The sequence below is a fragment of the Amycolatopsis sp. MJM2582 genome (assembly GCF_000754115.1).
In the GTDB taxonomy this organism is placed as follows: domain Bacteria; phylum Actinomycetota; class Actinomycetes; order Mycobacteriales; family Pseudonocardiaceae; genus Amycolatopsis; species Amycolatopsis japonica.
Genome location: NZ_JPLW01000008.1, coordinates 161,108 through 183,303, shown reverse-complemented (window position 1 = coordinate 183,303; position 22,196 = coordinate 161,108). Strand labels below are relative to the sequence as shown.

Genomic DNA, 22,196 nt, shown 5'->3' with positions numbered 1-22,196 from the left:
GGGCGGCACCACAAGGGCTCAGCTGTCGAAGGCCACGGTGGAGGCATCGACCGCGGCGCCTCCGCCATCGGCGACCAGCACATGGCCGGTCACCATCGAGGCGTCGCCGGAGGCCAGGAACGCGCAGCAGGCGGCGATCTCTTCAGGCTCCGCCACCCGCCGCAACGGCACGTGGGCCGCACTCGCCGCATAGGCTTCGTCGAGCGTGATGCCCTCGCGTTGGGCGAGGTGGGCCATGCTCCCTTCCGCGAGCGGCGTCCGGACGAAACCCGGGCAGACGGCGTTCACCCGCACTCCCTTGGGGCCGTAGTCGCGGGCGAGCCATTTCGTGAGGCCGATGATCGCCGCCTTGGCCGCGGTGTACCCGGCCGCTCCGGGCGGGCCGGCGATCAGTCCGGCGGTCGAGGTGAACAGGACCAGCGATCCACCGCTCTTCACCAGATGCGGCAGCACTTCACCAGCGAGGTAGAAGGATCCGTGCAGGTTCACGTCGAGCGCGCGGTGATACGAGTCGAAGTGCTTCGGATTCGCACCACCGCCGATCGCAGCGCCTTGGATCGCGATGACCGTATCCAAGCCGCCGAGTTCGGTTGCCGCCCGCGCAACGACGTTGCGGACGGCTTCGCGATCGGTGCCGTCTGCCGGTAGGGCGAGTCCTCCGGTTTCCTGTGAGAGCCTGGCGAGCCGGGTTTCGTCGATGTCGGTGATCGCGATCTTCGCCCCATCCTCGACGAGACGACGCGCGGTGGCGGATCCGACACCTCCCGCCGCTCCGGTGATCAGTGCCCTGGCAGGCCGACGCGGTGAATGAACCATCACGCGGCCAGGAAGAACGAGCTGGCGGGCTTCAGGAACATGGTCGAGAACGGCGGGATCATGAAGTCCGGCAGGACCATCTCGCCGGAGATCAGCTGTCGTTTGACCTCGGCGCGAAACCCCTCCAGGTCCCCTGAGGTCTCGTAGATCGCGAGATGCCCGAGATCCGGTGTCACCACGCCCGGCAGCGGTTTGACGTCGGAGACCTCGAACCGCTGGGCCCGAAGCATGCCGGGCGCCGACATGATCTGCGGAATGTGCTCCTCGTCGTACCACTTCGCGAAGGTCGCGTCGTCGCCGGTGTGGCGGCTCCAGGCGAAGAACAGATGCCTGTCGTCGAGGTCATCCGCGTCGGCGAACCCGTCGGCGTGGAAAGGTTCGCTGACCGCGGTCAGGAAGAGCGCCTTGAACGGCCTGTCCATGAAGTCCGGGAGCACCATCTCTTCCGACATCAGTTTCCGCTTGACCTCGGCTCGGAACGGCTCGGCCGAACCGTCCATCTCGTAGATCGCGAGGTGGCCGAAGTCGAGCGAGTTCACACCGGGCAACGGCTTGGTGTCGGAGATGAGGAACCGTTGCGCGCCAACCATTCCCGGAACGTCCATCACCTGCGGGATGTGCTCCTCGTCGTACCACCGCGCGTAGGTGCCGTAGTCGGTGCTGTAAGTGCTCCACGCGAAGAACAGGTTGCGGTTCTTCGGGGTCGGCACGCCTGACGCCATGTCGCTGGCTCCTTTTCGTTACTGGTCCGCGAAATCGTTCAGACGCGACGCTGCAGGCCGTCCCACAGCTTTTCGCGCAGAACCTGTTTTTGGATCTTGCCGGTCCCGGTCTTGGGTAGTTCGTCGACGAAGACGACCCTCTTCGGGACCTTGTAGCCACCGAGATGCGCCCGGCAATGAGCGAGCACTCCCTCCGGCGAGAGCATCGGCCCGGGCTCTGTCGAGATGAAGGCCGTGATGGCCTCGCCCCAGCGGTCGTCGGGGGCACCGACGACCGCGACCTCACGCACGCCCGGCAACGCGGAGATGACGTTCTCGATCTCTCGCGGATAGACGTTGAACCCGCCGGTGATGATCATGTCCTTTCTCCGGTCGAGCAGGAACAGGAAGCCGTTTTCGTCGAGGTAGCCGACGTCGCCGGTGTGAGCCCATCCCTCGGCGAAGGTCTCGGCCGTCGCGTCCGGCTGGCGCCAATACCCGGCGCTGACGTGGTCGCCCCGCGTCCGGATCTCTCCGGACGTCCCCGGCGCGACCGGATGCCGGTTAGCGTCGACGATCTCGACCTCGACGTGCGGGGTGACCTTCCCGGCGGAAGCCAGCCTGGGCAGCCCGCGTTCGTTGGTGATCTCGACGTGGTCTTCGGGCAGCAGAGTGGTGATCGGCAGCTGGGCCTCACTGGCGCCGTAGAGCTGTTGCATCGCCTCGCCGAAGTAGGCTCGCGCCTTCGCCGCGCGATCGGGCTGGATCGCAGATCCCGCGTAGGGCAGGACCCGGATGTTTCCGACGCGCCCGGCAGGCTTCCCTCGGACGGCGAGTTCCTCCAGCAGCATCGTGATCATGGTCGGGACCAGCGGCAGGACGGTGATCTCTCCGCCCTGCGCAGCGTCGGCCACTCGTGTCGCGTCGAAAGCCCGTTCGTAGACGTTGAGCCCGCCGCTCGCGGTGACGACGTCCGCGATACCGCCGCTGAAATGGCTGATCGGCGCGGTGTGCAGAGCGGCGTCCCCAGGCCCGAGGTCGGGAAGCACCTCGCGAGCGTTGCGGATCAGCGCGCCGACCGTCCGGTGCGTCACCCGGACCCCTTTCGGCCGCCCGGTCGAACCCGACGTGTAGAGCAGCCAGGCGTCGTCTTCGGCGTCCGGCAGCGGGAGTTCGTCGTCCGTTCCGGATGCCACGAATTCCTCGTAGGCGATCCGGCCGGGCGGCTCGCCACCACCCAGCACGACGATCTCCCTGACCTGCGGCGGTATCCATTCCGTGCCGTGCTCGGTGAGCCAGGCACCGTCGACGAGCGCGAACGACGGGTCCGCGTCCGCGGCGATCTGGGCGAGTTCGGCCGGGTGCAGCCGGGGCAGGAGACCGACGCGGACGTGTCCACCCAGCGCGAGTCCTTGATACGCCTCGGCCCATTCACAGCTGTTCGGGGAGAGGATCACCACCCTGTCCCCCCGCTCCGCGCCGAGGGACCGGAACGCCTGCGCGACCCGGCGAGCGCGGGCGCCCAGCTCGCTGTAGTTCAGCTGCCGCGTGCCGTCCCGGATCGCCGGACGGCTCCCGTGGTCACGATGCACACGCGCGTAGACGTGGGCGAGTGGTTCGGGATTCATCCGGATCACCCGAGCCGCGAAGGGGCCCAGTCGCGGGTCGGTGACCGCCACGCCGGCCAGTGGTCCTCGGGCTCCGGGCGGGTCACCGACAGATGGGTGAAGCAGTCCTGACACTTCACGACCATGCGCGGGCCGAGGTGGTTGGCCACCGGGTAGCGGGCGATGTTCGTTCCCTGGCAGGACGGGCAGGTGGCCTCGACGGGCCGCCGTTCGACGGAGACGCGCTCGGTCTCCGGCCGTGGGAAGAGGAGTCGGTCGACGGACATGGGGTTGCTCCTCTCAGAGAATCCAGTTCAGGGGTGTCGCGACGGGAACCGACCAGGTTCCCGTCGCGCGACGGGCGGACAGCTGCGCACGGAGTCCGGCGGTCGCTTCCCGGTCGATCCGGCCGCCAGTCACGACGACACCGAACGCCAGCGCCGCGAATTCTTCGCTGTAGAGGCCGTCGTCGAGATCGCGCTGGAGCCGTTCCGGGTCGCGTTCGAGCGGGTCGCCCCAGCCGCCTCCGCCTCCGATGACGAAGCGGATCGCGTCGCCCGCCTTGAGCACCAGGCCGGAGAATTTGCCGGTCGAGTACCGTGCACCTCGGCAGAAACCTCCACCGTTGGGATCGGGCCTGCCGTCGTCGTCGAACATGCCGAACAAGGGCTCGGCGGCGCGGAGGTCGAGTGGATCGGAATGCCGAGCCAGGTCGAAGTCCTTGATGTACCAGCCGAAGGCGGGTGCGCCCGCGCCTCCGCCTGCCGCGCCGGGCGCGCCGATCCGGATGCGGTCGCAGGTGACCGTGACCATCGTGTCGGACTGGGCGGTGAGCGTGTACACCGAGCCGAGGCCGCCGCGGTACTGGCCGGCGCCCGCGGTGTCGAGGACCATTTCGTGTTGCGCGACGATCAGCGGGCTTTCGATCTCGACGTGCTCCTGGACCGAGGTCCGGCAGTTCCCGATCGGGGTGACGCAGAACGAGATGCCGTCCTCCTTCCAGGTACCGCCCCACCCGCCGCCGGTGAGCGCGAACGCGCCCCAGGGCATTCCCTCGTGTCCGGTGCGGGTGTCGATGCCGCCGAGGCTGATGACGAGCGCGGTCCCGGTGTCGCAGGCGATCGACCGGTCACCGACGGCCTCGCTGAGCGCGCTCGCGACCGCGTTGATCCCCCGCGCGCCGATGTCGGCGTGGTTGGAGCAGCTCGACGGCGGGAGAACGCACACCACGCTGCCCTGGGGTAGTAGCGTCTCGATCGGGCGGAGGGTGCCGCTGTTCACCGGTGTCCCCGGGTCGACCATGAGTTTCACCGCTTCGATGCAGCGAGTGGCCTCGCACCAGGCGGTGCCGCAGTTGCCGAGAGGTTGTCGTCCCGATCCGGAGAAGTCGATCTCCATGCTGTCGCCGCGGACCTTCACCGTGACCCGCACGGGGATCGGCTCGTCGGTGACGCCGTCCTCGTCGAGGAAGTCCTCGGCGGTGTAGTCGCCGTCCGGGATGGTGGCGATGCCGCGGCGCATGCTCGCCTCGGTGGCCTCGATCGCGTAGTGACCGGCGGCCTTGACCTTGTCCAGTCCGCCGCGCGCGACGAGCGCCTGCAATTGCCGCTCCCCCACCACGAGGCAGCCGTGCAACGCCCGCAGATCCCCGAGCACCAGCTGCGGCACCCTGTTGTTCTCCAGGATGTAGTTGAACAACGGCCGCACGGGAACGTCGTTGGCGTACAGCAGTGACGGTGGCAGCTTGATCTGCTCCTCGAACGAGGTCTGTGTGCCGTTGGAGAAGCCACCGGGGATCGGTCCGCCGAGATCGACCAGATGCGAGGTCGAGTGCAGGATGAATTCGACGCGGCCGTCCACGAACACCGGCCGCAGCAGGTTCACGTCGGACTGGTGGATGGTTCCGCGCCAGGGGTCGTTGACGAAGATGACGTCGCCGGGCTGCAGCGTGTCGAGGTCGAACTCGTCCATCACGAAGTTCACGATGTGCGGCGAGGTGAAGGCGTGCTGCATGCAGCCTTCCCACTGCGCGGCGGTTTCCCACGCGTCGCCGCTGCGGATGTGGATCGCCGTCGTGCAGTCGAGGATGTCCCGGCAAACCGGGGAGAACGCGCTGCGCATCAGCGCCTCGTTCATCTCGCGCGCGACCTCGATCAGGCCGTACCTCAGGATGTCGAGTTCGGACTCGGCCGTCGTGTGTTCAGCGGACAGGGTCATGATCGCTGCTCCTCAGCCGTTGTTCTCGATGATCAGGAGGCGGTCTTCGCCGAGCCGGGCGCGGCGGCCCGGCAGGACGACCGTCGTGGCGAACTTCTCCGAGACGATCGCGGGGCCTTCGATCACGGCACCGTTTTCGAGTCGTTCGCGGACGTGTACGGGGACGGAAACCGTTCGGTCGGCGCCCGGCACACGGAGGTCGCGGTGTCCCAGCAGGGATTCACCATCTTCCGCAGCCGCGCTCGGGACCTTGTGCGGACGTGGGATCACCGCGGTCACCTCCAGAGTGGAGGCGACGACCGGGATCTCGGCGGCGGAGAAGCCGTACGACTCCTGGTAGAAGGCATGGAAGTCGGTGACGATCTCCGGAACGCTGTCGGCGGTCACCTGCTCTCCCTGGATCGGAAGCCGGTTGTCCCAGGTCTGCCCGCGGTACATCGCGAAGACCGCGCGGTCGAAGGTCAGCCCGTCGACGTCGACGCCCTGCGCGGTCAGTTCCTCGAGGAGGTTCCGTTCCATGGCCGCGAACCCGTCTTCGATCGCGGTGGCGTTGTCCGGCGACAGCGGGACCATCAGGGACTGGGCGCGCGTGGTGCGCAGATCGCTTTGCAGGAGTCCCAGCGCGGAGAACTGACCGGGGGTGGTGGGGACGACGACTGTGTCGACCCCGAGGATCCGGGCGACGCGGTCCGCGAGCATCGGCCCGGCGGAGCCGAACGGCAGCAGCGCGAACTCGCGGACATCGAGTCCCCGGTAGACGGAGATGGTCCGGATCTTGGCGGCGATGTCCTCGCACGCGACCTGGTAGGCGGCTCCGGCCAGTTCCTCCGCTGTGAGGTTCCAGCGCTCACCGGCGCGGGTCAGGGCTGCGCGAGCGGCCTCGACGTCGAGGGTGATCCGCCGGTCGGCGAACAGATCCGGCTGCAGGACCCCCAGCACGAGGCATGCGTCGGTCAGCGTGGCCTCGACACCTCCACGCCCGTAGCTGGCTGGGCCCGGGTCGGAGCCCGCCGACGCCGGCCCGACGGCGATCTGACCCAGCGCGTTGGGCCCGATGACACTGCCCGCGCCGGAGCCGACGCTTTCGACGTCGACCAGCGGCAGGGTGAGGGTCAGCCCTGTCTCCAGCGTCCAGAGGTCGGTCAGCGGGGTCTTGGCGTCCACGATCGCGGCGACGTCGGTGCTGGTCCCGCCGACGTCCATGGTCAGCAGGTGCCGCCTTCCCGCGTCGCGGGCGAGGCCGATACTGCCGGTGACCCCGCCGACCGGGCCGGAGACCAGCTGGAATACCGGGGCACGGCCGGCGTCCTGCACGGTGGCGACGCCGCCGTTGGTCATCATGATCCACAGCGTGCCGCCGAACGAGCGATCGGCCAGCGCGGTCGTCAGCCGTTCCAGATAGCCGACCACGGCCGGTCCGACGTAGGCGTCGAGCGCGACGGTGGTGGTCCGCTCGTGTTCCTTGCTGACCGGATACAGCGCGGACGTCTGGATGTAGGCGTGCGGGACCTCCTCGGCGAGGATCTCCGCGGCGCGCCGCTCGTGCTCGCGATTCTGGTAGGAGTTCATGAAGCAGACGCCGACCGCTTCGACACCCTGCTCGGCGAAGGCGCGTCCCGCCGCGCGGACCGCCCCTTCGTCCAGCGGGAGCAGCTCCGACCCGTCGTAGGCGATCCGCTCCGGGACCCCGATCCGGTTCCGCCTCTCCACGATGGGCCGCTCCTGGTGCGGACGCAGCCAGGTGGGGTCGTAGAACCGGTCGCCGAACTCCCGGTGCATCCGGCCGATGTCGAGCAGGTCGCGGTGCCCCTGCGTAGCCAGGAGCCCAGTCGTCGCACCCGCCCTGCTCAGGAGGGCGTTGATCCCGACGGTATGCCCGTGCACGATCTCCGCGACCTCGGGGACGGTGACATCGATGGCGCTGAGGGCTTGCAACACCCCCGTCTCCTGTTCCCTGGTCGAGAGCACCTTCCCGTCGCGGATCTCCCCCGTCGTGCGGTTGAGCCCGATGATGTCGGTGAAGGTTCCCCCGACGTCGATGCCGACCAGCCAGTCGGCTGAGCCACGCTGCTCAGTCACTTCACGCCTCCACGGTCGTCCGTGTATGAGGCGTTCATTCTGGGAACGGGGCACCCGGGCCGGCATCGGCCAAGGGTCAGGGATTTCGTGCGACCTTAGGGCAGGTCCCGGCGCAGCCAGTACGCCATCGCCTCGGTGCGGCTGCTGACGCCGAGCTTGCGCAAGATGCTGGTGATGTGCGACTTCGCCGTGCGTTCGGAGATCACCAGCCGCTGGGCGATGTGCCGGTTCGCGTGCCCCGCCGCGAGCAGTTCCATCACCTGGATCTCGCGCGCGGTAAGTCCGGGATCCGGGGCAGGCGGGGCTGGTGGCGCCTGCCGGGGGACGGCGGACGGATCGGTCAGCAGGCGGTCTGCGGCTCCTCGCAGAAAGGCCACACCTTCGAGCACGGTCAGCCTGCCGAGGGAATGGCTCAGTGCCTCGGCCAGTACCGACAGCAGGGCCTGGTCGGTCTCGTCGACATCGCGGCGCTGGTGGTAGCAGTCGCCGTGCAACAGCCCGGCGACCTCACCGTGCAGGGTCAGTGGCGCGACACCGTACGAAGTGGACTTGGTGACATGGATGAGGTCCTTGTCCACGCGGTTGCTCCGCTGCGCGTCGAAGATCAACCGCGGCCTGCCCGATTCGACGACCTCGCCTTCGACGAGGCCTGCGCCGAGTTGCGGCGGCGAGGCCTTCCCCACGGCCACGATCTCGTCTGCCCACCGTGGTTCCTCGGTCACGCACATGGTGTGCAGACGCCAGACCGAATCCTCCACTGTGGACACGAGAACCCGGTCGAAGCCGAGACGGCAGCCCGCTTCCGGAACCCGGCTGAGGAAGTCGTCCACGGTTTTCGCGTCGCGCAGGGACGCCAGTGATTCCGCGACACTGCGGAGGAGGACGTGTCTGTCCGCAAGCCTGGCTTCGGCGAGTTCGCTCTCGAAGGCTCGGATACGCCCGAGCAGTTCAACCAGGGCCGGTGACGCGGTTTCGCCCGTGCGACGCAGGGTTTCGCCCATGACGGCGTTCCAGAGCCTCCCGAGTACCGCCTTCGCCTCGTCCGCCCAGGGACCGTCCGGCCGAGGCGGAGGGATGTCCAGGTCCAGCATGGATTTCACGTCGGCACACAGCTCGCGGTACCGCCGGGCGAGCACCGCGACCGATCCCGACGGCGAGACGACCTTGTCCGCTTCCATCGTCCACCTCGACAATCCCGCGATCCTGCCGACAATATATGATCTATTCGCTCCCTGCCAGGCCCAGCGCGGTGGCGAGGAACGGCCAGGACGTGTGCAGTTCCCGCTCCCAGTGCGGCCAGCTGTGCGTACCGTCGCCGTAGTAGTCGACGGTCACCGGAATCCCGCGAAGCCGCAACCGGTCGGTGAAGGTGCGGGACGAAGCCGAGGCGGCGGCCTCGATGGGATCGGACGGCCAGGAGGCTCCCGCTTGGCGTCCGTCGCCCGAAGAGACGTACAAGGCGGTGCCGCGAAGATCGTCGACGTGGTCGAAGGGATTGCGGGCGCTCCAGACAGCGTGATCCCACCACTGCGAGCCCCACAGATCCTCGGGCCCGTGGCCTTGGCGGACTAGGATCAGCTGGATCAACTGGGCCGCGGCCGGCAGCAACGTGTTGGGAAGGCCGCTGTAGGACGCGACCCCGGCGAACATTCCTTTGTGCCGGAAGGCGTACGCCATCGCGCCGTAGCCTCCGGTGGACAGTCCGGCCACCGCCCGGGTCCGGTTCACGCGATACGTGCTCTCGATCAGTTGCCGGACTTCGCTGGTGTGAAACGCTTCCCAGTCCGGTTTTCCCGTCCGCCACGCCGAGTAGAACGCGGCATACCCGCCCGCCGGCATGATCACGACGACGTCCTTGTCCGCGGTGAATTCTTCGACGTCGGTATGCGCGGCCCAGCCGAGATAGTCCGGCGTCGGCACGGTGTCCTGATCCGCGCAACATCCGTGCAGCAGCCACAGTTGCGGGAACGAGCGTTCGGGCTGGGTGGCGTAGTTCGACGGCACCAGCACCCTTACCTTGGCGGTGGTGCCCAGCGCGGGCGAATCGATCACGAGATCCGTGGTCCGCTCGTCGACGCGCACTTCGCCTACTATGCGGGCCCCGTCGGCGTACGCGGGCGGGATCGACACGCCCGCGACGACGACAAGCAGAACGATCACGATCCTGAACAACCGTCTCATCGGGATTCCTCCGGGAAATCGAGCGCGGCGGACAAGGCGGCCGCGAGCGCCGTGACGTGCGGCGAGTCGATCATCGAGACGTGGTCGCCGGGCACCCGCACCACCCGCAAGTGCGGGCACAACGCGTCCCAGCCGAGCGCCTCGTCGGTCCGCAGATACCGCGGATCCAGTGTCGTGGTCAGCGGATGCGGCTGTTCGGCCCGCAGCAGCACGACCGGCCCGTCCCACGGGCGCGGGGTGTACCGCTCGGCCAGCTGAGCGTCCACATAGGACGTGTACTGGTGGCGCAGTACGCCCTCGCCGATCCCGGGCACGGCGGCACGGACCCGGTCGAGCACGAGCCCGATGCGGTCGTCGTCCTCAGCCGCGGCCAGTTCGTCGTGGGCCAGGCCGAGCGGGACGCCGTAGGTCCGTTCGATGTGCTCGGCGAATCGCATGAACCGGTCGAGTGGCGCGGTGTCCGGACCCGGGAGCGGGAGGATGGAGTCGATGAGCACTACCGGCCCCACCAGTCTGCCTCGGTCCGTGAGCACCCGGGCGACTTCGTAGGCGAGGTAGCCGCCGAAAGACCAGCCCGCCACCGCGCAGGGTCCCTCCGGTTGGCGGTCGGCGATCAGATCGGCGTAGTGCGCCGCCTTCGTTTCGACGGAATCGAGGTGATCGACCCGCTCGTAGCCGAGACACGGGCGGCCGAGCGCCGTCACCAGGGGCTGATAGACGCTCGTGGCCCCGCCCGCCGGATGGAACAGGTGCAGCGGCGGACCGTCACCGTCGCGCAGTGTGCGGACGGTGCCCTCGGGAGAGGCGTCGAGCAGGTCACGGACGACGTCCGCCATGCCGGCCACGGTGGGGGTGTCGAACAGGCCGGCAGGTTCGGTGCCGAGGCGGTGGGTGACGGCCTCAAGCAACCTCCCGGCGGCCTCGGCCGTGCCCACGAAATCGTCGTGCACGCCGATCTCGGGCACGTCCAGGATGTCGCGCCACAGCGAAGACAACCAGCGTTCCGCGTGGTCGCGGGCTCCGATGACGACGGGAGCGGCGCCTACCTCGACGCCGAGGTCCGCGGCGATGGCAGCGGCGATCTCCGCCGTTCCCGCCCCACGTAGCAGCAGGGCGGTGGACGGCTGGGTTCCGAACTCCCTCAGCACCGCCGTACGCAACCGCAGGGCAGACAACGAATCCAGGCCGAGTTCGAGCAGCGGTGTCCGCGGATCCGGAGGCACGATCCCGAGAACGTCGGCGACACACCCGAGCAGCCGTTCTTGGACGGTGCCGCTTCTCCCGGCCGGCGCGGAACGGGTGACGAGATCAGCCAGGAACGGCCGATCCACCAGTGCCGGAAAGGCTTCGGCGGCGGCGTTCAGATCACTGTCCAGCAGACCGAACGCCGGACGTCCATCGGCGAGAACCGCGCCGAGCGCGTCCAGAGCGGTGGCGGGATCGATCGAAGCCAGGCCCGCGTTGAGCCGGTCTTCGGCACCGTCGCGGGTCCACGCGGCCCAGTTGACCGTGGTCGCGGGCAGTCCGGCGGCCCGCCGGGCGGCCACCAGCGCGTCCAGCCAGGCGTTGGCCGTCGCGTGCGCGGCCTGCCCGGGCGAACCGACCAGCCCGGCCAGCGAGGACTGCGCGAGCCACCAGTCCAGTTCGACACCCTTCGTCGCTTCGTGGAGCCAGAGCCCGCCGAGGACCTTGGGCCGCCACGCTCGGGCCAGGTCGTCCGCAGCAAGTTCGGTCAGGACACGATCCGCCAGCAGCCCTGCTCCGTGCACCACGCCCCGGAGGCGGACACCGTCCTCCTGCGCGCGTTCGACGAGCCGTTCGGCCACCCCCGGTTCGGCCAGGTCACCGAGCACGACGTCGACGTGCGCCCCGCGAGCACGCAGACCGTCGAGTACCCCGGGAGCCGACTCGGTCCGCCCGTTGAGGACCAGCCGGGTGGCCCCGTGATCAGCCAGCCAGGCCGCGGTCAGCAGACCGAGTTCGCCCAGACCGCCGGTGATCACGTAGGCGCCCGGCCCGACAGGGACCGGCCCCGGCACCGGGACGACCCGGGTCAGCTTCGCGGCGAAGCGGCGGCCGTCACGCCAGACGACCTCGTCCTCCGGCTGGTCCGCACGGAGTTCCGCGATCAGCGGCGCAGTTCGATCCACGTCCACCTGGGTCGCGCGCAGCTCGGGATGTTCGAAGGCGAGAACCCGGATCAAGGCTCGGAGCGAAGCGAGCCCGGGGCGTCCGGGCTCCCCCGGGATCACGGCGTGCGCTCCCCTGGTGACGATCCACAGCCGGGGTGGTTCAGGCAGCTCGGCCAGGTCCCGTACCAGAGCGGACACCTTGAGCACGTTTCTCTGGGCCGCGTCGAGGCCGGCATCCTCACCGATGATCATTACCACCGCGCCGGCCGGGTGGGAGGGATCAATGTGGACGGTGTCCCCTGCGTCCATGAGGGCGGCGGCCAGCTCGGGTTCATCCACTTCGGACACCAATGCCCAGGTCTTCGGGCCGGGACTCGCTACAGGCAAAGGAACCGGCTCCCATCGCGGTTCCAGCGCGGTGACCGGTGCCTTCACCCGCGAGGCCCGGACCCGCGCGAACTCGACCAGCACGGTGTCGTCGTCGGCGAGCAAGTGGACGGTGCCGGTCACGTCGTCCGCGGTGGAGCCGGTGACTTCGGCCGCGCACCAGGTACCCCGCGAGGGATCTCCGAGCACACGGACCGAGCCGAGCACAGTCGGCACGTATCGTCCGGAAGCGACCCCGGCGCTCGCCGCGGCCGCAGCGAGGACGTGGAGGCAGGCGTCGGCCAGCGCTGGATGCACTACGTACGCCGGATGGTGCGTCGCTTCCTCGGGGAGCGTCAGGCGGGCGGACGCGGCTCCGTTCGCCGCGCGCACTTCGTGAAGTGCGCGGAAAGCCGGGCCGTACGTGTGGCCGGCGTCGGCGAAACGGCGGTAGAGGTCGATGTCCGGACCCTCGACGCGTGGCAGCGGCGCTGGGGCGGCGGTGTGGTCGTCCACCACCGTGGCCCGGGCGTGGGTGATCCATTCGCCCGCCGAACGCGCCAGCACCGTGAACTCGTCACCGCTGAGGCTCGAGGTGATCGTGACAGGGGCCGACAGGTGCAGGAGGGCCTCCAGCGTCAGCTCGCGGACGGCCTTGCCTCCCGCGGCCAGAGCGAGTTCCAGGTAGCCGGTCGCCGGGAGGACCGGGATGCCGTCCAAGGCGTGGTCGGTCAGCCACGGCAGGCGATCGGCCGAGATCTCCGCCTGCCACAGGTGGCGGCCGTCGTCGGGCACCTCGACGTGTTCTCCGAGCAGCGGATGCCGGGTGGAAGAGGCCGTGGTGGCACGCCAGTACCGGGTGTGCCGCCAGCGCGGCGCGGGCAGGTCCAGGACCGGCGCCACCGGGTAGTGCCCGCGCAGGGCGCCGGGATGCCCGGCGACGTGCAGTGCCGCGAGCGCGGGCAGGAAGCCGTCGGCGTCGCGGCTCGTGCTCGCCAGCGCCAGCACCTCCGGGCCGCACGTCTCCTCGATGGAACTCAGGGTCACCGGATGCGGCGCGATCTCCAGGAAGACCGAATGTCCGCGCTCGCCTGCGGCGCGCAGGGCCTGTGCGAAGCGGACCGGGCGGCGCAGGTTGGCCGTCCAGTGGTCGAGGTCGAATTTCGGCTCGGCCAGTGGGTCTTCGAGCACGCTCGAGAACACCCGGACCGAGGGCGCCGACGAGGTCACCGTCCCGACGGCGTCACGGAACCGGCGTAGCCCCGGCTCGACCGCGGCGGTGTGCGCGGCAGCCCCGATGGGCAGAAGACGGGCGAACCGCCCCTCGGCCACCGCCCAGGCCACCAGGCTGTCGACAGCCGACGCGGGCCCGGCGACGGTGCACTGGTCCGGTGACGCGTACACCGCGACTTCGACCCCGGGAAAGCGTCCGTCCACTTCGGACGCCGCAAGTCCGACCACCGCCATCGCACCCGAGCTCGTCGTGTCGAGCGCGGCGAGGAGCTGCGCACGCTCGCGGACCACCAGCAGTCCCTGCCGGACCTCCAATGCTCCCGCGACGACGGCGGCGGCGACCTCTCCCACCGAATGCCCCACCACAGCGGCCGGGTGGACACCGCGCGTTTCCCAGTAACGCGCGAGAGCGACCTGGATACCGAACAACGCCGGCTGCATCACCCGCAGATCGCCGTCGTCGCCATCCAATGCCTCGCGCAACGAGAACCCGCACAGCTCTGCGAACACGGGATCCAGTTCGGCCACGGCGGCGGCGAACTCGGGTTCGGCCGCCGCCAGCCGGGCCCCCACACCCGACCAGGACGCCCCGAACCCGGAGAAGACGAACACGGGTGCCGTCACGTCGGAGCGGACGGGCCCCGTGATCACCGCCGGGGAGGGAGCACCGCGCCCGATCGTCCGCAGCCCGGCGACGACCGCGGCACGGTCCTCAGCGCGCACGACGCCGCGGGCCCGGCCGTGGTCGCGCCGACGAGCCAGCGCGGCGGCGACATCCGCCAGTGGCACATCGGGCCGATCTTCGATCCAGTCCGCGAGATCGGCGGCGTAAGCCGCGAGCCGGGTGGAATCCGCACCGGACACGGCGAAGAGTTCGGTCCGATGTTCCTCGGCCGACGGCAGTGGCGGTGACTTGGGCCATTCCTCGACCACGACGTGGGCGTTGGTGCCCCCGAAGCCGAACGCCGAAACGCCTGCTCGCGCACGGCCCGAGTAACGCGGCCAAGGCACGGGAGCGCCGACCACCTGCAGGCCGTCGAAGTCGATGTGCGGATTGGGCTCGCGGAAGTGCAGGCAAGCCGGGACGGTGCCGTGATCGAGAGCGAGCACGACCTTGATCAGGCCGGCGATCCCCGCCGCCCCTTCCAGATGCCCGAGGTTCGTCTTCACCGATCCCAGAAGCAGTGGGGCGTCCGACGGCCTCTCGGAGCCCAGCGTGGCCCGGAGAGCGCCCGCTTCGATCGGGTCACCCAGCAACGTCCCGGTGCCGTGCGCCTCCACATAGTCCACAGTGGACCTTTCGACCCTCGCGACCTCGTATGCCTCTCGTAAAAGCTCGGCCTGTGCCGCGGGATTGGGTGCCATCAAACCATTGGACCGGCCGTCGGAATTGGTGACGCTTCCCCGCAGGACGGCCAGGATCCGGTCACCCGCCGACCGAGCGTCAGCGAGCCGCCGCAGGACGACCACCCCGCACCCCTCGCCACGGACGATCCCGTCGGCCGCGGCGTCGAAAGTCTTGCAGCGCCCGTCGGCGGCGAGCAGGCCGGCGCGCCGGAAAGTGGTGAAGGGGCCTTCGCTGAGCAGAAGATTCACTCCCCCCGCCAGCGCGAGCTCGCACTCCCCGCGCTGCAGGCTCACCAAGGCCTGGTGCACCGCGACCAGCGACGAGGAACACGCCGTGTCCACGACCGCCGATGGGCCTCTCAGGTCCAGCAGGTACGACAGCCGGTTGGCCACGATCGCGGCCGACGCCCCGGTACCCGACCAGGCGTCGACCCGTCCGGGGTCGGCCATGGTCAACGCCCCGTACTCCGCGGCCGAGACGCCTATGAAGACCCCGGTCCGGCTGCCCCGGAGCTCACCCGGCGGAATACCCGCGTGGTCCAGGGCCGTCCAAGCGACCTCCGCCGTGATCCGCTGCTGCGGGTCCATCGCCGCGGCCTCGTGGGCGGTGACGCCGAAGAACTCCGCGTCGAACCCGGCGACGTCGTCAAGGTAGCCACCTGGTTCCTCCGGTCCTTCACGACCGGCGGGCCTCGGGCCGATGACGTCCCGTCCGGCGGCCAACAGCTCCCAGAACCCGGTGGGAGAGTCGATCCCGCCCGGCAGGCGGCAACCGACCCCGATCACCGCGATCGGTTCCGCAGCGGTGATCGGACCGGTCCTTCCGGCGTCGGCATCGGGCGCGAGCAATGCCTCTACGAGTTCGGTGACACTCGGATGCCGGTAGACCAGATCCGGGGCGACGGGCCTGCCCAGCACGTCACCGAGTTCGCCGGCGACTCCGACGGCGTCACGTGACGAGACACCGAGGTCGCGCAGCGGCCGGTCCACGTCGATCAGACCGGGTGGCAGGGACGTCAGGTCCGACAAGCGGGTGACCAGCCACGCGGTGAGCTCGGCGGGGGTCATGCCTGCTCCGCCAGGTAGCGGTCGCGGCAGGCCGACCGGGCGATCTTCCCGCTGGAGGTACGGGGCAGCGTGTCCGGCTCGACGAGCCGGACGTCCTGCAGGGCCAACCCGTGCCGCTGGGCGACCGCGGCACGGATGGTCACGGCGAACCGCAGCGGATCCACACCACCCGGTTCGATCCGCCGGTTGCGCTCGGCCAGCACGACCGCGCGTTCACCACCGGGAGTGCTCACGGCGAACGCGACGCTGTTGCGAGGCCGGACGGCCTCGTGGGCGCCCTCGACGGTGTCTTCGACGTCCTGCGGGTAATGGTTGCGGCCGTCGACGATGATCAGGTCCTTGATCCGTCCGGTCACGTACAACTCGCCCTCGTGCCGCGCTCCCAGGTCACCTGTGCGCAGCCAGCGGCCGAGGCCGGGCCGGTCGGCCAGCCGCGCACCGAACACCGCGGCGGTCTCCACCGGGCGGTTCCAGTAGCCGCGCCCGACGTTGGGCCCGTTCACCCAGATCTCGCCGACCGTGCCGTCCGGCACCTCCCGCTCGGTTCCAGGGTCGACCACCAGCACCCGCTGGTCGATCGACTGTCCACAGGAGACAAGTTCGATACCGTCGTCCGCTGCCTCGACGAGCCGCCCATCCGCCAGTGCCGCCCGGTCGAACCGCCGCCCCCGCGCCACCGAACCCGCGGTGCTGGCCGAGACGTAGACCGTGGCCTCGGCCAGTCCATAGGACGGACGGTGCGCCTCGGCTCTGAGCCCGCACTCCGCGAACGCCTCCCGGAAGCGCTCGATCGCGGCCGACCGGACGGGTTCACTGCCGTCGACGAGGGCGAGCACGGTGTCCAGCCGCAGAAGTGCCTTCTCGTGTCCTTGTATCCGCGCGGCGGCGTAGGCATAGGCGAAGCCCGGTGCCGCGGTCACCGCGCCGGGGTTGTCGGACAACGCCTGAAGCCATCGCAGCGGCTGCTCCAGGAACGCCAGCGGTCGCATCAGGACTGTGCGTGCTCCGCTGACCAGCGGCCCGGCGACCGACAGCATCAGGCCCATGTCGTGGAAAAGCGGCAGCCAGCTCACCGTGACGCCTTGCCCGCTGCTGACCCCGTAGGCGGAGCACGCCTGCCTCGCGTTGGCGACGACGTTCCCGTGGGTGATGACCACGCCGCGCGGTGTGCCGGTGGACCCGGAGGTGTATTGCAGGTAGGCGACGTCGTCGGGGGTCAGGGCGACCGCCGCGGCTTTTCCGCCCGCGTCCGGAACCTCCTCGACAGCGTGGACCGGGACGTTCTTCATCCCCCGATCGCCGAGAAAGGCGCGGACCTGCCCGAGTTGGTCCGCGCCGGTCAAGACCAGCCGGGGCGAGCAGTCGCCGAGCACGGCGGCGAGCCGGTCTCCGTGGCCCGGCAGATCCGGGCCGAAGAGCGGGACCGCCACCGCGCCCGCGCGCAGGATCCCCAGGAACGCCGCGACGTACCCGGGACTCTGGTCCGCCATGATCGCCACCGGTTCCCCCGCGTCCACCCTCGACCGCAGCCATACCGCGATGTCGGTGACCCGGTCGTCGAGCCGGCGCCACGTCAGCGAAACCGCGCGCCCGGCCGGGTGATGCCGATGGTCCAGGAACGTGAGCGCCACGGCGTCGCCATGCATGGCGGCACAAGCCGCGAGCTGGCCTGGCAACGGCGCGATGGTTGTCGAAGCAGGGGCAATCGTGCCGGTGATCATCGAATCTTCCTCACTTCGTCGGTATGCCGGGGAAGGAGCAGGCGCCTGGCCAGCAAGGCGGCCACGGCGGTCAGAACTGCGGAAATGGCGAGGGCGCGGGTGTAGCCGTCGATGAGCGGGCCGAGGGCGACCAACGCCCCGGCCAGGCCGACACCGACGGCGCCGGACAATTCACGGGAGGCGGACAGCAGCCCCGCCGCGGTGCCCGCCAGCCGCGCCGGGACGACGTCCAGTACCTGCGTGGCCAGCGGGGCGGTGAACGCCGAGCCGAACCCGACCAGTGCGAGCGCGGCGAGTCTCAGGACGATCGCGAGCTCACTTCCGATCATCGCGAGCGTTCCCAGGCCGATGGCTACCGAGGCGAGTCCGCCGGCGACCGCCGCACCGGCACCCAGGCCGCTCACCGCTCGTCCGACGAGAGGTGTCGCCGCGATCAGCGCCAGCGCCACGATCACCAGCGGCAGCGCCGCGGTTCCGGGCCCGGCGTCGAACAACGCCCCGTACGCCAGTGGCGTGAAGAACGCGACGCCGGTGACGCCGATTCCCCAGAGCGCTTGCAGCAGCAAGGAACCGGTCAACATCCGGTACCGCACCAGTTCCGGCACGGCCCGCCGCAACCGTGGCGCCACGTCGCCGGCTCCGGCGGGAGCGGCCCCGGCGAGCAGCGGCACGATCACGGCGCAGGCCAGCACCGCCCAGAACACCCACCGCCAGTGCAGGTACTGGCTCAGTGCCCCGCCGAGCACCGGTCCACCGGCCAGGCCGCAGGCCAGAGCCGCCAGCCAGCCGGTCGCCCCCGTGGTCCGGCTGGCTGGCGGCAGTGCCGACCGGAGCAGGGTCAAGGTGGCGGGCACGATCGCCGCGGCCGCCACCCCCTGCAGCACCCGGCCGGCCAGCAGCGGGACACTCGCCCAAGCCGTCGCGGCGAGAAACGCCCCGAGCACGAATCCGGCACCACCCCACCGCAGGACCGCCCGTGCGCCGAACCGATCGATCACCGGTCCGGTGAACACCAGCAGCGTGGCAAAAGGAAACGCGTAACCCAGTCCCAGCCAAGGCACCATGCCGACCCCGGTACCGAGATCCGTGACAACGGACCCGGCGGCCGCCGCGACGATCGTGTTGTCCATCGCCACCAGGAAACCAACCGTCGTGATCAGTACGAGTACGACAGTCGTTCGTCCACTGTGGAGTGTTCGCACATTCGAGTGGCCGATTCCCATATCCACTCCACTCTTCGTCGAGCCGGGCGGCGTTTCCTCGCTACGACGGTATGGAGCTGTCCCGTCACCGGCTGTCCAACTTCTTGGACAGTCACCGGCGATCAAAGCTTCTTAACTTCGATGTGAGCCCTTGCTCCGCTGATCGGCTCAACGTCGAGAAGTTCACCAACACGGAGGTTTCACGCGCTCATGTCCAGAAACCCTCTCCGCCGCCCCCGCCGCGTGGCAGCCGGTCTCACGGCCGTCATGACGCTCCTCGCCGGCGGGCTCCTGGCCTCGTCACCGGCGAGTGCCGCCACCGCCACACCGGGCAGGTTCCTGCTCGTCGGCGGTCTGCTTTCCCAGAACGTCGCTGTGCACGGTGTCGCCAAGGACGGCACCCTGTCCAAAGTCGCCGGATCGCCGTTCTCCGCGTCCGCCGGTTTTTCGATCGTCGTCACCCCCGACGGGAAGAAGGCTTACGTCGCCAGCTTGACCGGCTCGTCGATCACCGGGTACCGGATCGGCCCCGACGGCAAGCTCACGGCGATCCCCGGCGGCAAGATCGGTACCGGCGCCGTCGTCATCGGCCTGGCGCTCACCCCCGACGGCTCGCGGCTGTTCGCGACCATGGGCGGCGGTGAGAACGAGGTCCGCTCCTACGACGTCGCCGCGTCCGGCGCCATCACGAAGACCGCCGCACCCCCGGCGGCCGTCCCGGGCGACAGCGCACTCAGTCTCCCCGCCCTCACCCCGGACGGAAGGTTCCTGTTCGTCACCAGCACCACGCTGTCCAAGGTGACCAGTTTCGCGGTCGCGCCGGACGGCCGTCTCACCCTGATCGCCCAGTACGCCACAGGTAACGTCCCGGCGCTGCCCGCGGTGACTCCCGACGGCAGGTTCCTGTACATCAGCAACGAACAGGGCGCCAGCATGGTCGGGTACTCCATCGGCGGGGACGGCACGCTCACCCCGACACCGGGAGGTCCGTATCCGACCGGGGATCTTCCGCACGGTGCGGCGATCACCGCCGACAGCGACCGTCTGTACGTACCCACAGCGGGCAGCGGTGCAGTCGAAGGATTCCGGATCGGCGCGGACGGCGCGCTCACCTCGCTGCCGGGTTCGCCCTACGACGCTCCGGACGGTATGCCGGGCCGGACGATCCTGAGCCCGGACGGGAAGGTGCTGTTCCTCGCCGACGTCTTCTCCCCCGGGGTGACGTCGCGGGTGCACAGCTACAACGTCGGCGAGAACGGCGGGCTGGCACCGACCGGGCTGCCGGCCACGAACACGGGCGTGCTGATGAACGACGGACCGTCCGCCGTGCTGACCCCGGACCAGGGGCCGACCGCGGCACTGCGCGTCGTGTCCGCTCAAGGCGGCAGCGGCTTCTTCTCGGCGGCGGCGTCGTCCGACCCGGACGGACGGATCGTGCGCTACGACTGGGAATTCGGTGACGGGCAGCGGGTGACCACGACCGAGCCCGAGGTCGCGCACACGTTCACCGGCGACGGGCCGCGGACCGTCAAGGTCACCGTGACCGACGACGAAGGGTGCTCGACGAAGGCCGTCTTCACCGGGCAGACCGTCAGCTGTAACGGCGGGCCGCGGGCGACCGCGAGCGTCACGACGTCGTAACCCGTTCGGAAGACGAAAGTGGCCCACCGTCCGGTATGGACGGTGGGCCACTTTCGTCTTCAGGGAGGCGGCGGGTTCTCGTGGCCAGCAAGGTGAGGAACCCGAAGGAGAGAATAAGGAGCCGGGACCGCCTGAGAGGACGCGATGGCCGCAAGTCCACCCAACGGGCGCTCATAGGAGGAACTCCTCACCTGAACATGGAACGGCACATACCCAGCTCGTTCAGGCCAGTGTGACGAAGCGCGACCGCGTCGGGGAGGGCCGGAGTTGTCCCTCCCTCGATCGTGGTTGTTTCCGTAACTTAGAGGCATTATATATTTAACTTCCGCTTCCCTGTCGACCGTGCCGAAGGAGTCGCGATGACAGACCGGACGGCACCGCACGACACAACTCCGCTGAGCCGCGCGGCCGAACCGGTCCTCGAGCGATTCGCCGCCGAACTCGACGGTTCCCCTGTCGCGCTGGTCCTGGCCGATCACACGGCCAAGGTCGTCGGTGTGCGATCGGCGAACCGGTCGTTCCATCGGACCATCGAGGGGCTCGGCATCACACCGGGCGTCTCGTTCAACGAGGACGAGATCGGGGTCAACGCGGTGGGCACGCCGGTGGAAACGAGGCATGGACTGCTCGTCCGCGGCGCCGAGCATTCGCTGGCCTCCTTCCACACGTTCACCTGTTACGGGCATCCGATCGTCCATCCGATCACCCGCAGGCTCGAGGGGGTACTCGGGATCGGCAGGCCGTCCGGCGAGGACGACCGGCTCTTCCCGCCTCTCGTCCAGCGGATGGTCCGGGATATCGAAGACCGGTTGCAACTGGCCTCACCCAGCACCCAGCGCAGGCTGCTGACCGCGTTCCAGCGGGCCGCACGCCGGCGCGACCGCCCAGTGATCGTGCTCGGCGAAGGTCTGGTGCTGGCCACCCCCGCCGCGTTGGACCTCCTGCAACCCGCCGATCACGTGGCCGTCCGGGCCTGTGCCGAACAGGCACCGGCGCGTCCCGGCGAGACACAACACCTGGACCTTGCTTCCGGCCGGGCCGTCGCGGTGCGCTGCGCCCCGATCGACGGAGGGCACGGCGTGCTGGTGGACATCCTCGCCGACGCACCCGCGCACCGGCACGACCGCGACCGCGAACAGGGCTGGCCGCTCCTCGTGGTCGGCGAAGCCGGTAGCGGCCGCACCACCACGGCGAAGGCGGCCACCAGCCACGAGCCGACGACGCTCGACGCCGCCGAGATCGTGCGGAGCGGCGAGCGGTCGTGGGCCACCACCATGGACGAGACACTGACGAGCCCGGGACAAGCCGTCGTCGTGGAGAATGCCCAGCTGCTGTCCGAACGGATGACCGCGCTGCTGGTCGAGCGCCTGCGCGTCACCCCACGTCAGGTCGTGGTGGTCTCGACTCCGGACGGCCTGCCCGCGCCGCTGGCCGGGCTGTGCGCCCGACGCCGGGACCTGGTCCCCCTGCGCCGCCGCCAGCACGAGATCCCCCGGCTCGCACAGCGCATGCTGGACGACGTCGCAGGCCAGGGGCGCACGCGACTGACCGCCGATACGTTGAGCGTGCTCACCGCACAGCCCTGGCCGGGGAACCTGTCCGAACTCCGGCGAGTCGTACAGGCGATCGTCGAGGTACGTTCCGCGGGGGACGTCCTCCCGTCGGACCTCCCCGACTCGCATCGCGGAAGATGGTCGCCGGATTCCCCGCTGCGCCAAGCCGAACGCGAAGTCATCGTGGCCGCGATACAGGCCGCGGGCGGGAACAAGCAGAGGGCCGCGACCGCGCTGGGAGTCAGTCGTTCGACGCTCTACAACCGGATACGCGCGCTGCGCATCGGCTAGGCCGTGTCCTGTAAGTCTGTTCGATGGGCTTCGTGGTCCAG

General features: G+C 69.7%; 13 protein-coding genes. 2 read left to right on the top strand and 11 right to left on the bottom strand.

The genetic code is table 11. The features are described from left to right. Positions 1–18: 18 nt before the first annotated feature. The 11 genes from ED92_RS38220 to ED92_RS38170 form a co-directional block, all read right to left on the bottom strand. Positions 19–816 (bottom strand): SDR family NAD(P)-dependent oxidoreductase, encoded by a 798-nt coding sequence (locus tag ED92_RS38220; protein ID WP_037347273.1) that lies wholly within the window; start codon positions 814–816, stop codon positions 19–21. After that, entirely contained in the window at positions 816–1,538 is a 723-nt protein-coding gene (locus ED92_RS38215; RefSeq protein WP_037347271.1) for a hypothetical protein, read from the bottom strand. The genes ED92_RS38220 and ED92_RS38215 overlap by 1 nt, the downstream gene beginning before the upstream one ends. A gap of 38 nt (positions 1,539–1,576) precedes the next feature. Next, a complete protein-coding gene (locus tag ED92_RS38210; protein ID WP_152611137.1) occupies positions 1,577–3,145 on the bottom strand; it encodes a class I adenylate-forming enzyme family protein in 1,569 nt (522 codons plus the stop codon). Positions 3,146–3,150: 5 nt separating this feature from the next. Continuing rightward, on the bottom strand, positions 3,151–3,411 hold the full coding sequence (locus ED92_RS38205) for a hypothetical protein (protein WP_037347269.1): 261 nt from the start codon (positions 3,409–3,411) through the stop codon (positions 3,151–3,153). Positions 3,412–3,424: 13 nt separating this feature from the next. Continuing rightward, entirely contained in the window at positions 3,425–5,341 is a 1,917-nt protein-coding gene (locus ED92_RS38200) for a hydantoinase B/oxoprolinase family protein (RefSeq protein ID WP_037347267.1), read from the bottom strand. Between the two features lie 12 nt (positions 5,342–5,353). Further along, positions 5,354–7,420 (bottom strand): hydantoinase/oxoprolinase family protein, encoded by a 2,067-nt coding sequence (locus tag ED92_RS38195; protein WP_037347264.1) that lies wholly within the window; start codon positions 7,418–7,420, stop codon positions 5,354–5,356. Positions 7,421–7,515: 95 nt separating this feature from the next. Then, positions 7,516–8,598 (bottom strand): LuxR C-terminal-related transcriptional regulator, encoded by a 1,083-nt coding sequence (locus ED92_RS38190; protein ID WP_052121198.1) that lies wholly within the window; start codon positions 8,596–8,598, stop codon positions 7,516–7,518. 43 nt (positions 8,599–8,641) lie between these two features. Next, complete coding sequence (locus tag ED92_RS38185; protein WP_037347262.1) at positions 8,642–9,601, bottom strand: alpha/beta hydrolase family protein; 960 nt, start codon at positions 9,599–9,601, stop codon at positions 8,642–8,644. Beyond that, complete coding sequence (locus ED92_RS38180) at positions 9,598–15,747, bottom strand: type I polyketide synthase (protein ID WP_037347260.1); 6,150 nt, start codon at positions 15,745–15,747, stop codon at positions 9,598–9,600. Before ED92_RS38180 ends, ED92_RS38185 begins: the two co-directional genes overlap by 4 nt. Then, positions 15,744–17,468 carry a fatty acyl-AMP ligase gene (locus ED92_RS38175; protein ID WP_037347258.1) on the bottom strand — a complete coding sequence of 575 codons (1,725 nt, stop codon included), beginning with the start codon at positions 17,466–17,468 and terminating at the stop codon, positions 15,744–15,746. Before ED92_RS38175 ends, ED92_RS38180 begins: the two co-directional genes overlap by 4 nt. Further along, positions 17,465–18,691, bottom strand: a complete 1,227-nt coding sequence (locus ED92_RS38170; protein ID WP_063777649.1) for an MFS transporter — start codon at positions 18,689–18,691, stop codon at positions 17,465–17,467. The genes ED92_RS38175 and ED92_RS38170 overlap by 4 nt, the downstream gene beginning before the upstream one ends. 189 nt (positions 18,692–18,880) lie before the next feature. Between ED92_RS38170 and ED92_RS38165 the strand changes: the two genes are divergently transcribed. Both ED92_RS38165 and ED92_RS38160 read left to right on the top strand, forming a co-directional pair. Beyond that, positions 18,881–20,311, top strand: a complete 1,431-nt coding sequence (locus tag ED92_RS38165; protein WP_081976046.1) for a beta-propeller fold lactonase family protein — start codon at positions 18,881–18,883, stop codon at positions 20,309–20,311. A gap of 359 nt (positions 20,312–20,670) precedes the next feature. Next, positions 20,671–22,155 carry a helix-turn-helix domain-containing protein gene (locus tag ED92_RS38160; protein WP_052121194.1) on the top strand — a complete coding sequence of 495 codons (1,485 nt, stop codon included), beginning with the start codon at positions 20,671–20,673 and terminating at the stop codon, positions 22,153–22,155. The last annotated feature ends 41 nt before the right edge of the window (positions 22,156–22,196 follow it).

What these genes read in the sequence shown, in the direction of transcription:
- ED92_RS38220 (WP_037347273.1), bottom strand. Translation starts at nt 816, where the DNA reads ATGGTTCATTCACCGCGTCGGCCTGCCAGGGCACTGATCACCGGAGCG.
- ED92_RS38215 (WP_037347271.1), bottom strand. Translation starts at nt 1,538, where the DNA reads ATGGCGTCAGGCGTGCCGACCCCGAAGAACCGCAACCTGTTCTTCGCG.
- ED92_RS38210 (WP_152611137.1), bottom strand. Translation starts at nt 3,145, where the DNA reads ATGAATCCCGAACCACTCGCCCACGTCTACGCGCGTGTGCATCGTGAC.
- ED92_RS38205 (WP_037347269.1), bottom strand. Translation starts at nt 3,411, where the DNA reads ATGTCCGTCGACCGACTCCTCTTCCCACGGCCGGAGACCGAGCGCGTC.
- ED92_RS38200 (WP_037347267.1), bottom strand. Translation starts at nt 5,341, where the DNA reads ATGACCCTGTCCGCTGAACACACGACGGCCGAGTCCGAACTCGACATC.
- ED92_RS38190 (WP_052121198.1), bottom strand. Translation starts at nt 8,598, where the DNA reads ATGGAAGCGGACAAGGTCGTCTCGCCGTCGGGATCGGTCGCGGTGCTC.
- ED92_RS38185 (WP_037347262.1), bottom strand. Translation starts at nt 9,601, where the DNA reads ATGAGACGGTTGTTCAGGATCGTGATCGTTCTGCTTGTCGTCGTCGCG.
- ED92_RS38180 (WP_037347260.1), bottom strand. Translation starts at nt 15,747, where the DNA reads ATGACCCCCGCCGAGCTCACCGCGTGGCTGGTCACCCGCTTGTCGGAC.
- ED92_RS38175 (WP_037347258.1), bottom strand. Translation starts at nt 17,468, where the DNA reads ATGATCACCGGCACGATTGCCCCTGCTTCGACAACCATCGCGCCGTTG.
- ED92_RS38170 (WP_063777649.1), bottom strand. Translation starts at nt 18,691, where the DNA reads ATGGGAATCGGCCACTCGAATGTGCGAACACTCCACAGTGGACGAACG.
- ED92_RS38165 (WP_081976046.1), top strand. Translation starts at nt 18,881, where the DNA reads ATGTCCAGAAACCCTCTCCGCCGCCCCCGCCGCGTGGCAGCCGGTCTC.
- ED92_RS38160 (WP_052121194.1), top strand. Translation starts at nt 20,671, where the DNA reads ATGACAGACCGGACGGCACCGCACGACACAACTCCGCTGAGCCGCGCG.